The sequence below is a fragment of the Ralstonia sp. 25mfcol4.1 genome (genome assembly GCF_900104095.1).
In the GTDB taxonomy this organism is placed as follows: domain Bacteria; phylum Pseudomonadota; class Gammaproteobacteria; order Burkholderiales; family Burkholderiaceae; genus Cupriavidus.
In genome coordinates this window covers 86,949-101,034 of sequence record NZ_FNJO01000013.1, presented here as the reverse complement: position 1 = coordinate 101,034, position 14,086 = coordinate 86,949, and the positions used below count along the sequence as shown (strand labels likewise).

At 65.4% G+C, this 14,086-nt stretch carries 12 protein-coding genes; 1 reads left to right on the top strand and 11 read right to left on the bottom strand.

Annotated features, from left to right (window positions below; genetic code table 11):
- Positions 1–7 precede the first annotated feature (7 nt).
- The 4 genes from BLQ58_RS21440 to BLQ58_RS21425 all read right to left on the bottom strand — a co-directional run bounded on the left by BLQ58_RS21440 (position 8) and on the right by BLQ58_RS21425 (position 4,382).
- Complete coding sequence (locus tag BLQ58_RS21440; RefSeq protein WP_092601904.1) at positions 8–1,429, bottom strand: ABC transporter substrate-binding protein; 1,422 nt, start codon at positions 1,427–1,429, stop codon at positions 8–10.
- A 77-nt stretch (positions 1,430–1,506) separates the two neighbouring features.
- Positions 1,507–1,752 carry a 4Fe-4S dicluster domain-containing protein gene (locus BLQ58_RS21435; RefSeq protein WP_092601902.1) on the bottom strand — a complete coding sequence of 82 codons (246 nt, stop codon included), beginning with the start codon at positions 1,750–1,752 and terminating at the stop codon, positions 1,507–1,509.
- Positions 1,753–1,766: 14 nt separating this feature from the next.
- Complete coding sequence (locus tag BLQ58_RS21430) at positions 1,767–3,518, bottom strand: fumarate reductase/succinate dehydrogenase flavoprotein subunit (protein WP_092601900.1); 1,752 nt, start codon at positions 3,516–3,518, stop codon at positions 1,767–1,769.
- A 39-nt stretch (positions 3,519–3,557) separates the two neighbouring features.
- The gene (locus BLQ58_RS21425) at positions 3,558–4,382 is read right to left on the bottom strand and encodes a GntR family transcriptional regulator (RefSeq protein ID WP_092601898.1); all 825 of its coding nucleotides are present in this window, start codon (positions 4,380–4,382) and stop codon (positions 3,558–3,560) included.
- A 244-nt stretch (positions 4,383–4,626) separates the two neighbouring features.
- On the opposite strand from BLQ58_RS21425, the gene BLQ58_RS21420 reads away from it, so the two are divergent.
- On the top strand, positions 4,627–6,864 hold the full coding sequence (locus BLQ58_RS21420) for a rhodanese-like domain-containing protein (RefSeq protein ID WP_092601896.1): 2,238 nt from the start codon (positions 4,627–4,629) through the stop codon (positions 6,862–6,864).
- A 54-nt stretch (positions 6,865–6,918) separates the two neighbouring features.
- Here the strand turns inward: BLQ58_RS21420 and BLQ58_RS21415 are convergent, their stop codons facing one another.
- The 7 genes from BLQ58_RS21415 to BLQ58_RS21385 are packed head-to-tail and all read right to left on the bottom strand — an operon-like array spanning position 6,919 to position 14,074.
- Entirely contained in the window at positions 6,919–8,343 is a 1,425-nt protein-coding gene (locus BLQ58_RS21415; protein ID WP_092601894.1) for an FAD-dependent oxidoreductase, read from the bottom strand.
- Between the two features lie 7 nt (positions 8,344–8,350).
- Complete coding sequence (gene metC / locus BLQ58_RS21410) at positions 8,351–9,550, bottom strand: cystathionine beta-lyase (protein ID WP_092601892.1); 1,200 nt, start codon at positions 9,548–9,550, stop codon at positions 8,351–8,353.
- A gap of 12 nt (positions 9,551–9,562) precedes the next feature.
- Positions 9,563–10,429: an amino acid ABC transporter ATP-binding protein gene (locus tag BLQ58_RS21405; protein ID WP_092601890.1), complete on the bottom strand. Its 867-nt coding sequence runs from the start codon at positions 10,427–10,429 to the stop codon at positions 9,563–9,565.
- Positions 10,416–11,228, bottom strand: a complete 813-nt coding sequence (locus BLQ58_RS21400; RefSeq protein WP_092601888.1) for an amino acid ABC transporter permease — start codon at positions 11,226–11,228, stop codon at positions 10,416–10,418. The genes BLQ58_RS21405 and BLQ58_RS21400 overlap by 14 nt, the downstream gene beginning before the upstream one ends.
- Entirely contained in the window at positions 11,218–11,964 is a 747-nt protein-coding gene (locus BLQ58_RS21395; RefSeq protein WP_092601886.1) for an amino acid ABC transporter permease, read from the bottom strand. The genes BLQ58_RS21400 and BLQ58_RS21395 overlap by 11 nt, the downstream gene beginning before the upstream one ends.
- Positions 11,961–13,199, bottom strand: coding sequence for an aminotransferase class I/II-fold pyridoxal phosphate-dependent enzyme (locus BLQ58_RS21390; RefSeq protein ID WP_092601884.1), 1,239 nt, complete (start codon positions 13,197–13,199; stop codon positions 11,961–11,963). The genes BLQ58_RS21395 and BLQ58_RS21390 overlap by 4 nt, the downstream gene beginning before the upstream one ends.
- The gene (locus BLQ58_RS21385) at positions 13,196–14,074 is read right to left on the bottom strand and encodes a transporter substrate-binding domain-containing protein (RefSeq protein WP_092601882.1); all 879 of its coding nucleotides are present in this window, start codon (positions 14,072–14,074) and stop codon (positions 13,196–13,198) included. The genes BLQ58_RS21390 and BLQ58_RS21385 overlap by 4 nt, the downstream gene beginning before the upstream one ends.
- Positions 14,075–14,086 lie beyond the last annotated feature (12 nt).

The following is a 14,086-nucleotide window of genomic DNA, read 5'->3' as shown; positions in this document are numbered from 1 at the left end:
TGACCCCTCAGCGTGCAGCCAGCGCGGAGGGATTCCGCGCACTCGCGTAGTCCAGCACTTCCCCGCCATGCTGGCTGGCCCACGCCTGGGCGCGCGCCTTGAGGAGAAACGCATTCAGTCGGCCGTCCTTGTCGCGCGCGAACCATGCCTGATTGCCAAGCAGCTTGATGCCAGATTCCCTGTCCTGGGCATAGAACGCGCGGACCTCCTTGCCCTCGCGCTGCAACGCGCCAAGGGCCTGCAAGGCGGATTCGGGGGAAGCATAGTGCCGCACGCGAGATTCGCCGCGCACCCAGATCTGGGCCACGCGCTCGACGTTGCCAATTGCCTTGCCGGTCGCGGCGTCGTTGGCCTTGAGCGGCAGTGGCGCGTAGTTCCGCAGTGCGGCCTCGTAATCGAGCTTCTCCGCCTGGAACGCCGCGCGCAGGTAGCGGTCGTCGATGAACTGACCGGCATCCAGGTCGCCGTCGGCGCGCTTGAGCAGCTTTAGCGTGTCGAACGAGGTCTGAACGGCCTGGCGGTATTCGGGCTTCCAGGTCAGGTCACGGGTCTGAAGCCCGAGCGGACCGTGGAACAGGTAGTTGACCTCGGGTTCGATACCCGTGATCCTGGCGATCAGTTCGCTGTACTTCTCCGGTTCCGCCGATACCAGCCGGTTGGCCTCGATGACGGCTCGCAGATAGGCCACCACGATTTCCGGGTACTTCTGTGCATAGTCCTTTTCCACGAGTGTGCCGTGCAAGGTGGGCGCCTTGGCCTGCGAGCCATCGTAGATCTTGCGGGCAAATCCACGGTACGGGAACAGTTCGGCAAACGGGACGAAGTCCGCGTGGGCCTCGACCTTGCCGGCCTGTAGCGCCGGGCCCGCCACCTCGGGCGCCTGCGTCACGATGTTGACGTCGCGCTCGGGATCCCAGCCCTGTGCTGCAATCGCCCGCAGCAGCATGCCATGCGCGGTGGAAGCATAGGGTACCGTGATGGTCTTGCCCTTGAGTTCCGCCAGCGATTGGACCGGTGAATTGACCGGTACCACAACGCCATTTCCGCTACCGGTGGTGCTGCCGGACAGCACGCTGATGAAGATGCTCTCCTTGCCAGCCTTGCGGTTGGCCACGCCGTTCAGCACACCGGGGAAGTCAGCCATGGAGCCGAAGTCCAGCTTGCCGGCCACCATTTCGTTGGTGATCGGCGCCCCGCTGGTGAAGTTCTTCCACTGAACGTCATAGGTCACATTCTTGTACTTGCCATCGCGCGGCAGGTACTTGTCGAGTAATTTCAGTTCACGAATCAGTGACCCGCCGGTGGCGGTGTTGATCGTGGTGTCCTGGGTGCCGATGGCCACGCGGATCGTTTCCGCATCAGCGCGTCCGGCCGCGAGCGTGGATACCGCAGGAAGGAGGAATAGGGCGCAAAACAGCGATTTCTTCATCTGGCTTTCCTTCATGGCTTGCAAGAACGGGGCGTGTACGGTTGGTTTGGGGGGCGCGTCGTCGGCGCCAGGCACTTTCAGCGCAGCAGGTAGGGAATGTCGACGTGCACGGCGCCTGTGGGGCAATCGCGCTCGCACGGCATGCAGTACCAGCATTCGTCAAACTTCATGAAGGCCTTGCCGGTGACAGGGTCCAAGGCAAGCAGGTCCATCGGGCAGACATCGATGCAGACGGTGCAGCCCTTGTCGGCAATGCACTTGTCCTCATCGATGGTCACGGGCACGCTGGAACGCGCATGCGCATCGCGGGGTACGAGGGTCATGTGTTGTGATCTCCCTAGACGGTTTCGGCTTGCGGAACCGCAGCGGCGGGTGCGGGCGCCACGCGCAACCTTGCGTAGGCTTCGCGCTCGATGCCGTCTACCGGCACGACATACGGCTCCACGGGTTTCTTGAAGGACGTCATCTCGCCGTGGTCGTCCTTTTTCAGGTGGGCATGGCAGAACCAGTCGACATCGTTGCGCGCCGGGTGGTCCACGCGGTAGTGATACAGCCCCCATCGGCTCTCCGCGCGGAACAGCGATGCGCGCGCGGCCATCTCCGCGCAGTCGAGAATCACGCTGACCTCGGCCGCACGCATCAGCTCATGGGGATTGGCCGCGGCAAGCTGGTCCAGATCCTCGCGAATCTCCGCGAAACGTTGCAGGCCGATTTCCATGCGGCGTGTCACCTTGGGCGGTTGCAGGTAGTCGTTGACGAATCGGCGCAGCTTGTACTCGACTTGCGCGGGCGCCAGGCCGTGTGCGCGGTGCAGCGGTGCGAGCACGCGCTTGCGTTCGACGTCCACCTGTTGTGTGTCGATCGCTGGCAAGGCGATCTCTCCGGCAAGGGTCGCGGCGCTTTCCCCTGCGAACCAGCCATAGGTGAATGCGCCGAGCATGTAGTTGTGTGGCACGGCGGCCATGTCGCCTGCCGCATAAAGGCCCGGGACGGATGTGGCCGCATGTTCGTTGACCCACACCCCGGACGCACTGTGGCCGCTGCAGAAGCCGATCTCGGAGATATGCATCTCGATCATGCGGGTGCGGTAGTCGTTGCCGCGTCGCGCATGGAACCGGCCGCGGCTCGGACGTTCGTTCGTATGCAGAATCGTCTCGATGGCCTGGATGGTCTCTTCCGCCAAATGATCGAGCTTCAGGAACACCGGTCCGTTGCCGCTCTGGAGCTCCTGATAGAACTCCCACATCATCTGGCCGCTCCAGTAATCGCATTCGATGAAGCGCTCGCCCCGGCCGTTGGCGGTATATCCTCCCATCGGCCCCGTGACGTAGGCGCACGCCGGACCGTTGTAGTCCTTGATGAGCGGGTTGATCTGGAAACACTCCAGATTGGCCAACTCGGCGCCCGCGTGATACGCCATGGCGTAGCCATCGCCAGCGTTGGTCGGATTCTCGTAGGTGCCCATCAGGTAGCCGGATGCCGGCAGCCCGAGGCGGCCTGCCGCGCCACAGCACAGGATGACGGCCTTTGCGCGGATGACATGGAAATCGGCCGTCCGACAGTCGAAACCCATCACGCCTGCCGCTTCGCCGTTGGGGCCGGTCAGCACCCGCGTCGTGACGATCCGGTTGGTGATGTCGACCCGCGCCCGCTTTAGCTGGCGGTAGAGGACTTTCTTGACGTCGTGGCCTTCCGGCATGGGTAGCACGTAGGCGCCCATGTGGTGGACTTTGCGCACGGAATAGTCGCCCGTGTCGTCGCGTTCGAATCGCACGCCCCATCGATCCAGTTCCTCGATGGTTTTGAAGCTGTGGCGCGCGTAAGCCAGGACCGTCGCCTGATTCACGATGCCGTCGTTGGCGACCGTGATTTCCCGCGTGTATTGCTCCGGGGTGGCGTGGCCGGGAATGATGGCGTTGTTGAGCCCATCCATGCCCATTGATATGGCGCCACTTCGCTTGACATGCGCCTTGTCCAGCAACAGCACACGCAGGGCAGGGTTGCGTTGTTTTGCCTTGATGGCGGCCATCGGGCCGGCGGTGCCGCCGCCTACCACGACGATGTCGTACTCGAGTTCGTGTGTTTGCATGGTCCTGTTGGGTGCCGGTACGTGATATCCGGCAACTTGTTATAACAAGTTAGGACCGATTGTAGGAGCGGGATGGCTGACGGCCAATGAATGGTTTCGGATTAGCTTATGACCTTCGTTGCTGCGGGGGGGGGGTTGCCGGTCAATGCGAAGCCGGTACTGGAAGGTGTCGCTGCGGAAATACAGAAACTCGAAATCCACCGGCTGGCCTTGCGCGTCGTGCGTCAGCCGTTCGATGCGCAGGAGTGGGGCGCCTTTCGGCGTGCCCAGTGCCTTGGCGATGGCGGTATCGGCCAGGACCGCATCGATCGCCAGGTCGGCCGACCCAAGCGGTACGCCGCAGTCGTTCTCCAGAATCAGGAAAATGTCGCGCGTGACCAGATCGGCGTGCTGGAGCTGTTGACCGAGCGACTCGGGTACGAATGTCACCTCGTACGACACGGGCTGGCGATTGAGCAGCCGTACACGATGGATCTCGGTCACCGTCGTGCCCGGCTCCACGGCCAGCCGGCGCGCCACGTCAGCAGGGGCTGGCACGAACCGGAACGTCACGATCCGGTTCGAGATCTCGTGCCCCATGCGGGACATCGCCTCGGCAAAGCCTTCGAGCGCCGATACGTTCTGAAAAGCCTTTGGTTGCGAGACAAAAGAGCCTTTTCCGTGCTTCTTGAAGATCAGGCCTTCCTTCTCCAGATGACTCAAGGCCTGGCGAACCGTAATGCGGCTCACCCCGAACCGGGCCTGTAGCTCGCTTTCCGACTCGATCTGGCTATGCGGCGCCATCTCTCCATTCAGGATGGCGGTTCGCAGCGTGTCGCGAATCTGAAGGTAGAGCGGCGGCGCTGGTGGCGGGCGTGAGACCATCGAGCAGGAATAGTGGGAGAGCGGGCGGAAATTATAGCGAGCCGAAGAGAGCTTGGAAGATTCTGCCACCGGCCATTGCGCAACAGATCAATGGCCTGTTAAAGCCCGCCCGCTTTCCGAGTCAATACTTCTGCGGCATAAGCGCCATCCATGCATAACCTTGTGCGAGTTTGTTCGTTCCTTACGCACGCGGCAGCCTCTAGAGTCTGTAGCCTGTCCCCATCGCGCCCTCCAGGGCTCCGCCATGACCGCATCCCGCACCTCTTCGCCTGCTGCCGCAGGAACCGACGTCGCCAGCCGCCGCCACCAGGCCGTGGCCCGCTTTATCGCCGAGACGCGCCACCTGCTCGGCACCGACGCCTTGGCCGACAAGGCCCGGCTCGAACCCGTCGCACGTGCGCTGGAGGCACTCGGCAAGCAACGCGAACTGTTTCCGGACGAACATTTTCCCGTGTCTGCCAGCAATCCGGCACAGGTCTACCGGCTGGCCGAGGATCTCGATGGCCAGTTTGCGCTGTACGTCTCGGCCGGACTCCCGGGCAAGGCACAGCCGCCGCACGACCACACCACTTGGGCGATCATCGCCGGCATCACCGGCCGCGAGCGGAACAACTTCTACGTACGCGAGCGAACGGATGATCCGGCGCGCGACAATCTGCGGGAGATCGCCGAATCCGATGTCGTGGCAGGCACCTCTGTGACATTGTTGCCCGACGACGTGCATACGATTGAACTGATCGGCGAGGAGAACGGGCTGCATCTGCATTTTTATGGCCTCGCACTGGATCGCCTCGCGGGCCGCGTCGTGTTCGAGAGCAAGGCAGGTGGCAGCTATCGCCACTTCGGGCCGCCGCGCCGGCTTGCGGCTCCCGTGATTGGGGTTGAAGGGCTGAAGGTAGCGCTGTCAGACGGTCAGGAAATCGCGCTGCTCGATGTACGCGAGACCGGCGTCCATGCAAAGGGCCATCCGCTGCTGGCGGCGTCAGCGCCCCTGTGGCGCCTGGAACTCCTGATCGATCGCCTGGTGCCCCGGCGGGATACGCGCATTGTGCTGCTCGATGGCGGCGACAATGCCGACGCGCTCGCACATCAAGCCGCGGCGAAGCTGGTGCGCCTGGGTTGGGGCAATGTGTCGGTGCTTGACGGCGGTGTCGCAGCCTGGGTGGCGGCCGGCAATGAGCTGTTCACGGGCAGCAACGTGCCAAGCAAGGCCTTTGGCGAGATCATCGAGCACGAGAAACACACGCCGTGGATCGACGTCGACGAACTGCACCGCCGTATCGAAAAGGGCGAAGATATCGTCGTGGTGGATAGCCGCACCACAGAGGAGTTTGCCGATTTCAGCCTGCCGTTCGCGCACAGCCTGCCGGGCGCGGAGCTGGTCTACCGGATCGGTGAGCTGGCACCGAATCCCGACACACTCGTGGTGGTCAATTGCGCCGGCCGCACGCGCAGTATTGTGGGCGCGCAGACGCTGATCGATGCGGGCATCCCCAACCCGGTGGCGTCGCTCAAGGACGGCACCATGGCCTGGCTGCTTTCAGGCCGGACGCTGGCACACGGGCGGGTGACACCGCTGCCGGAACCGCCGGCCGCGACGCTCGACGGTGTACGAAACCGCGCCGAAAATGTGGCAGCGCAGGCGGGCGTTCGCCGGATCGATGCTGGCGGCCTGCAACAACTGGAAGCATCGTCGCAGACGCATACCCTGTACCGTTTCGAGGTGCGCACGCGCAGCGAGTATGAAGCAGGCCATCTGCCAGGCTGGCGCTGGGCGCCCGGCGGCCAACTGGTCCAGGCCACCGACGAGTATCTGGCCACGCGTCGTGCCCGCATTGTGCTGGCTGATTTCGACGGCGTGCGCGCGCTGACGACGGCCGCCTGGCTGGCGCAGCTTGGCGGGCATGATGTCTTCGTCTACGCACCGTCGGCCGACGCGGCTCTCGTGACCGGCCCGGAGCCGGTCCGTGTGCTGGCGTCGCGTCCGGCCGCTGCGTCGGTGTCATCACAGCAGGCCGCACAGAAGCTGGGCGCCGGCACGGCAAGGCTGTTCGACGTGGAGCGAAGGTCAGCCTACGAGAAGCGTCATGCGGCCGGAGCGTACTTCGCCGTCCCCGACCGGCTCGAAGCGCTGATCGCTGACATTCCAGCCGGGCACGCCATTCTGATCACCTCTTCGGATGGCGTGCTCGCCCGCGTGGTGGCTTCGGAACTCGCCGCGCGTTCGGGCCGCGATGTCCGCTACGTGACTGGCGGCACGCAGGCGTGGGTGGCTGCGGGTCTACCCGTGGGCACGGGCGGCGAGCGGGTGCTGACAGGTGACGACGACTACTGGTTCAGCCCGTATCAGTATGCCGACGTGGCCCAGCGCAATGCCGGCTTCCAGGCATATCTCGACTGGGAGGTCAATCTGGTGGAGCAGCTCGGGCGCGAGGGTGATATTGGCTTCCGGTTGATCGGGGCCGCCGCGGCGGCAAGCTGAGCCGAACGGTCGTAACAGCCGGCAGGACAGGGGGTGTTATGCCCCCTGTTTCGGTCAGCCGCGCCAGACGGCATGTTCGTACAAGTCCGGCCGGAAGTCAGGCGACACCTCGGCAAGCGCTCGGGCCTGGTGCAATTCAAGGTCTGCGGTGAACAGATCCTGGCTCACGCGCGATACGATCCGGGGGATGTCGCGCCGCATGCTCGGGATATCGCCCAGCGGGACACCGGTACTGGCGTACCCGGCCGGATTGAACACGTGGATCGCGCCAAGCCAGGGGGCAGCACCGCGATGCTTCTCGGTGTATTCGAGACCGGCGCCCAGATAAGGGGAAGCGCCAAGCGCGTCATCGCGCTCGCCCGGTAGCGGCTCATGCCGGTCGCGCCAGCGTGCAATCAATGGTGCGATGCTGGCCAGTTCGGCGCGGTCGCCAGGGTCGGTCGTGTATCCCGTGCCGGCGATCACGAAGTTGAACGCAAAGTTTCGGTCCATCACATGGGCTTCGACGCTGCCATCGCGCAGCGTGGCAGCCTGCCACGGCGATGATAGATGCAGATGGAAGTTCGCATGCGCGGTGGCGCGCTTGACGGCATCGGCCGGAGGCGTCGAGCCGGCGCGGCGGTAGCGTACGGCGTGCTGCCAGCGCTGCGCATCGGACAGGCTGGCGTAGTTCTCGAAGAAACCGGGGTACATGCGCGGCTTGGCAACGGCCCGAGCCGCAATGTGATCACGCCGGGAGAACAGCCGTACCGCCTGCGCGCCCGCTTCCAGGGCCACTGCCGCCGCATCGAATGCCGAAGCGGCCGCGCCGATCACCGCCACGGTCTTGCCGCGTAACGCCGCAAAGTCGATGGCATCGGCCGTATGTGCGGCGAGTCCCGCCTGCACCGCTGCACGAAGGTAGGCCGGCACGAACGGCGCACCGTTGCCGGCCACGCCGTTGGCGAGGATGAGCTTGCGTGTCGTCTGGAAATGCCTCGCACCGCCGACCTCCAGCGTTAGCCGCAGGGCCGGCACACCGGCCTCTTCCCACGGCGCGATATCGACGAGGCGCGTGCCGTGGCGAATCTCGATATCGAGAAAATCGCGGAACCAGTCGATATAGGCGGCCCAGTCGGGGCGCGGAATGCGGTCTAGTGCAGCGAAGGCGTCGCGGCCGTGGCGGGCCTCGAACCATTGCTGGAAGCCCAGTGCGGTAATGCCGAGTTCCGGCCCCACCAGCGATTTCAGCGTGCGCAGCTTTTGCATGCGTGCGCGGGTCCGCCAGACGCCAGTCCCCGAAGAATTCGCCGCGGCGTCGATCACCGAAACCCCGCCGATGCCCGCCCGCCGCAGCGCATGGGCGATAGCAGTGCCGCCCTGGCCGCCGCCGACGATCACGACGTTATGGTCGATGCCGTCGCGTTGGGGCACCCAGTTGTCGGGAGCCGGGCCCAGCAGCCGCAGGGTGTCTCGCGCGAATTGGTCGATGTCGCTCATGTCAGTCCTAGGCGATGGTCCGTTGGAATGCTTGGCGCAGATCCGCGATCAGGTCTTGTGGATCTTCAAGCCCGACATGCAGCCGGATGACCGGCGCGTTGTTCCCATGTTCCTGCCAGCTACGTGCAGCGTTGAGCCGCTCGGGTGGCGCCACCAGCGCCAGGCTCTCGTAGCCGCCCCACGACGCGCCGATCGAAAACAGGCGCAGGGCATTGACCAGCCGGCCGGCGGCGGTCTGGTCGCTGGTCCGCAGCGCGAACGACACCAGACCGCTGGCACCCGTGAAATCCCGCTTCCACAGCGTGTGGCCGGGGTCGTCGGGAAGCGCGGGATAAAACGTTCGGGACACCAGCGGCTGTTGCTGCAGCCATTGCGCCACCTCCGTCGCGTTGCGCTGGTGCTGCGCCAGTCGTACGGGCAGCGTGCGGAGTCCGCGCAGCGCCAGATAGGCATCGTCGGCCCCGATGGTGAGCCCCAGCGCCTCGTGTGTGGTCGCGATGCGTTCGGCCAGCGCCGGGCTGTCCACCACTACGGCGCCCTGCATGACGTCGGAGTGGCCTGCGATGTACTTGGTCGCTGCCTGGATCGAAATATTGGCACCGAGGCGTAAAGGCTGCAGGAACCAGCCGCCGCTCCACGTGTTGTCGATGGCGACGGGCACGCCTTTGGCGCGTGCAATGGCCGTCAGCGCGGGCAAGTCGAGGACGTCGAACAGCAGCGATCCTGGCGACTCTAAGTAGACGAGCCGTGTGTTGGTGCGAATCAGTTCATCGATGGCGTCATGCGCGGGGGAGAAATACTCGACTTCCACGCCAAGCCGCTGCAACAGCGTCTGGTCGACCCGGCGAAGCGGCGCATAGACCGTGTCGGAAACCAGCGCGTGGTCGCCGGGCCCAAGCAGCCCCAGCAGGACGAGTGTGATTGCCGACAGCCCGGAGGGCGCCAGGAAGGCACGATGCCCGCCTTCGAGGGTGCACAACGCGTCTTCCAGCGCCTCATGGGTGTCGAGGCCGTGACGTCCATAGGTGGCAATCCGCTCGCCGTGCGAACGGCGGTGATGGCGGTCGGCCAGCGTCTCGACGTCTTCGAAGCGGACGGTGCTGGTGCGCACGACGGGAACGTTGACGGGTCCGGCGCCATCGTGCAGTCGTGGCGCACCGGCATGCAACAGCCGCGTATGAATGCTGTCCGTGGGATTCTGGCTCATGGATGTTCCTTGTCAGCCTTGACTGGATGCGGGTGCCGGCGCGAACGCGGCGTTGAATTCGGCGGGCAGGCGCGGAATGGCGCCCAGTGCCCGGCGCAAGAAGGCTCGCGTGCGCTCGTGGCTGGGGTTGCCGAAGATCTGCTCGGGCGGCCCATGCTCGACGATTCGGCCCGCTTCGGTGAAGTAGATGTGATCGCTGATCTCGGCGGCAAAGCGCATCTCGTGGGTAACCAGCACGCACGTCATGCCGTCTTCCACCAGTTCGCGGATCACGGTCAGGACTTCGCCGACGGTTTCGGGGTCGAGCGCCGACGTCACCTCGTCGAACAGGATCAGCTCGGGCCGCATCGCCAGCGCCCGGGCAATGGCCACGCGCTGCTGCTGACCGCCCGACAGTTCGCCCGGATACGCGTGCGCTTTGTCGGACAGCCGCACTTTGCCCAGCAGCGCATGCGCTTCCTGCTCGGCCTCGCGCCGGCTGCGGCCGATGACCCGGGTGGGGGCGATGACAAGGTTCTCCAGTACGGTCAGGTGCGGAAACAGGTTGTACTGCTGGAAGACGAAGCCCACGCGCTTGCGCAGGGCAATCAGTTCGTCTTCAGTGCGGAGCGTTTCCACGGCGGTGTCGCCAACGCGGATCTGCCCCTGCTGCGGTCGCAGCAGGCCGGTGATGCAGCGCAGGATCGTGCTCTTGCCGGAACCGGATGGCCCGATGATGGTCACGGCCTCGCCGCGCCGCACCTCGACGTCGATGCCCTGGAGCACGGTGTTGTCCCCGAAGGTCAGGTGCACGTCGTGCAGTGCGACCAGCGGTCTGACGGGCGAGTCGGCGGACGCCAGCGTCTGGCGGTTGCGCAGGAAGGAATCAGTGGCGGTCATGACGACGCTCCAGCGCGCGCGTGGCGCGCGCGATCGGATAGCAATAGGCAAAGAACAGGGCCAGCAGCGTGAAATAGACCAGCACCGTGAAATCGGTGCGGGCCACGGTATTGCTGGCCACCTGGGCGGTATCGACCACGTCATGCACGCCAACCAGCGAGGCCAGCGACGTGCTCATGGTGATGCTGGCGTAAAGGTTCATCCACGGTGGCAGCATGCGCCGCAGACACTGCGGCAGCACAATCAGCCGGAAAATCTGGCTGCGCCGGAACGCCAGCGACTGGGCAGCCTCCCATTGCGCGCTGGGAATCGACTGGATCGCACCCCGGAATATCTCGGCCACGTTGGCGCTCGCAGGCAGGGCAAGCCCCAGCACGACCTTGATCCAGTCCGGAAACGGCACCGTCCACTGGCCAATGTGAAGTTCGAACGGAAACACATAGGTGGTGAAGTACACCAGCACCAGGATTGGGGCGTTGCGAAACGCCTGCACCCATAGTCGTGCCAGGTGGCGTATCCAGCGATGGGTAGACAGCGACAGCGCCCCGATCACCAGGCCGGAAAGTGTGCCAAGGGCCATCGCCAGGATGCTGATCTCGATGTTCGCCCACATGCCGCGCAGCAGCGCGGGCGACCACGTCCACAGGTTGCGGAACGCGGCCGGGGTGCTGCCGGTGGCATTCCAGAAGCCGACGACGGCCAGCACGCACAGGGCGGCCAGCACCCAGGGGCTGGCCAGGGCGTGCCTGAGGGGGGGCGGCGCGGCGCGCGAGGGCAGGGCAAGCGGGTTACTGGCCATAGCCGGGCATCCTCAAACGCAGTTCCAGCCAGCGACCCGTGCGGCTGACCAGCCAGGTCAGCGCGCCGAAGAACGCCAGGATCAACAGGAGCAGCTCCAGCACGTTGTCCCGCTGGGTCCAGATCATGATCGATTCGTACGTGACATCGCCCACGGCGATGGCCGACGCGACGGCCGTCATCTTGACCAGGTCGACGAGGTTGTTGACCAGTGCCGGTAGCGCAAAACGGACGGCCAGCGGCAGTTCCACCTGCAGCAGCAGTTGCCGGTGCGAGAACCCCAGCGAGCGCGCGGCCTCCAGCGTGACGCGCGGGACGGCCTCGATGCCGGCGCGCAGGGCCTCGGCATGAAACACCGCCTTGTGCAGCGATACGACGGCCACCACCCAGAAGAACGGCGTCAAGGGGTTGCTGCTGCCCAGGCTGCTCAGATGCTGGGTGATCAGCATGTTCAGCACCAGGAAGCCGCAATAGAGCTGCACCAGCGTGGGCGTGTTACGGGTCAGTTCGACGAACGCGCGTGCCGGCGTAGCCAGGGCCTTGTTGCCGGAGGTGAGCATTGCCGCCAGGGCGGCGCCCGCCAGCAGGCTGCACGGAATCGTGAGCGCACACAGTTGCAGCGTGACGACCAGTCCATGCAGGAACGCAGTACGCTCGGTAGTGTCGAGAACGAAGGCGTAGTTCAGGCCCAGCGGCTTCAGCGCGGCGATTCCGGAAACGATCCAGGCGTCAATCATGGGCGCGCCTCCACCGACGTGGGGCGCAGTGTCGCTACGGCCTGCCCGATACGCTGCAATGCCGCTTCAAGCACGTTGTCCGCAGCGGCGAACGACAGGCGGAAGTACGGCGACATCCCATAGGCGGCGCCTTCCACCACCGCGACACCCGCGCTGTCCAGCAGCCAGTCCACCACGTCGCTGTCGGCGGACAGCACCTGACCGTCGGGCCGCAACTGTCCGATCAGCCCGCCGCAGTGGATGTAGGCGAAGAAGGCCCCCTCGGGCGGCAACAGGCGCAAACCTGGGACGCGGTTGATTGCCGCGACGGTCAACGTGGCCCGGCGCGCATAAGCGTCGCGGGCCTGCTCGACGAAAGCGCGGTCGTTGGCCAGCAGGGCCGCCGCGGCGGCGGCCTGTCCGATCGAGTTGGCACCCGAAGAGACCTGCGACTGGATCACTGTCATCGCCTGCACCAGTTCGGCCGGTGCGATGCCCCAACCGATGCGCCAGCCGGTCATCGCATAGGTCTTCGAAGCGCCGTTGAGGATCAGCGAGCGCCCGCGCAAGTCGGGCGCCAGCGTCAGCCAATGCCGCCCAGGCGGGACAAAGCGGATGTGGTCGTAGATTTCGTCGAGCAGTACCAGCACGTGCGGATGCCGACGCAGCACGTCGGCAAGCGCCAGCAACTCGTCCTCCGTGTACACCGCGCCGGAAGGATTCGACGGCGAATTCAGGATCAGCCAGCGCGTGCGCGGCGTGATGGCTGCTTCCAGCGCGCCCGCGCTCAGCTTGAAACCGCTTTGCTGGTCGCAGGGCACGATGACCGGGCTGCCGTCGTTGACGCGCACGATGTCCGGAAACGAGGACCAGTAGGGTGCGGGAACGATAACTTCGTCGCCGGCGTCCAGCGTGGCGGCGAACGCATCGAAGATCACCTGCTTGCCGCCGCTGGCGACAAATACTTCCGCCGGGGCGATGGGGACCGCGTGGTCGGCGGGAAATCGTTCGGCCACGGCGCGACGCAATGCCTGCGTGCCCGGCGTCGGCGTGTATCGCGTCTCGCCGCGTGCCATGGCGGCGATGGCGGCCTGCTGGATCGCTGGCGGGGTGTCGAATTCCGGCTCGCCGGAGGTAAGCGTCAGCACGTCACGGCCCTGGCTGATCAGCGCGGCGGCTCGCTGCCCGGCCGCCGCAATCGGGGACAAGCGGACGCGGCGGGCACGCTGGGACAGCGGGATGGTCGGTGCGGTCATGACTTGCGGCCTTCTTTGAAGACCGCGAAGTCCTGTGGCGCCACATCGAACTTGCCCTGACGCGCGTGATCGTGCGCCGGCCGGATATAGGCGCTCTCCGGCACGCCAAACTTGCGTGCCTGTTCGAGCAGGAATCCCGTGCGATGCCAGTCCCGGATGGCCTTGTCGACGAAAGCCACTGTGTCCTGCTCGCCGCGTCGCGTCCATACGACAGTCGGCGAGGGAATCAGCTGGTCTTCGGTGGCCAGCGCAAAGGCGGTCCACTCTGCGCGGTTGGGGCCGTTCAGCGTCTGGTACAGCGCGGGCTGGATATGCACGGATGCCGCGCAAGTGCCGCCCTTGAGCGCGAGCAGCGATTCGGGAATGCCGCGCAGGCCCTTGACGATGGCGCCATATTGCTCGGCCAGCGGCTTGGCGAAGTTGCTACCCTGGGAGACGCAGGCCACCTTGCCGCGCAGGTCCTCCCAGCGCTTGATGCCGCTTTGCCTGGACACCATGGCAGCGCCGCCGACGAGGTCGTAAGGCGTGGGGGCGAAGCTCAGGATTTCGCTGCGCTCCTGCGTCCATTGAATGTTCGCCACCAGCAGGTCGACCTTGCCCGCCTGCAGGAACTGCACACGCGTGGAAGCCGTCACAGGCACGGTTTCCAGTTGCACGCCCAGACGGCGCGCCAGGTCGGCTGCCAGTTCCGTCTGGTAGCCGCCAGTCTTTCCGGTAGCGGTATCGAGGATGCCGAACGGGGGGCTGGGGCCATCGATGCCAACCGACAGCTTGCCGCGCTGGCGAATCTTGTCGAGCGTGGCGTCGGCCCAGGCGGCATGGGTCGTGGCGAGCCCGGCCAGCAGCAGGGCGGCCGATGCGAGGTACTTGTTCATCGCGTGCCTACC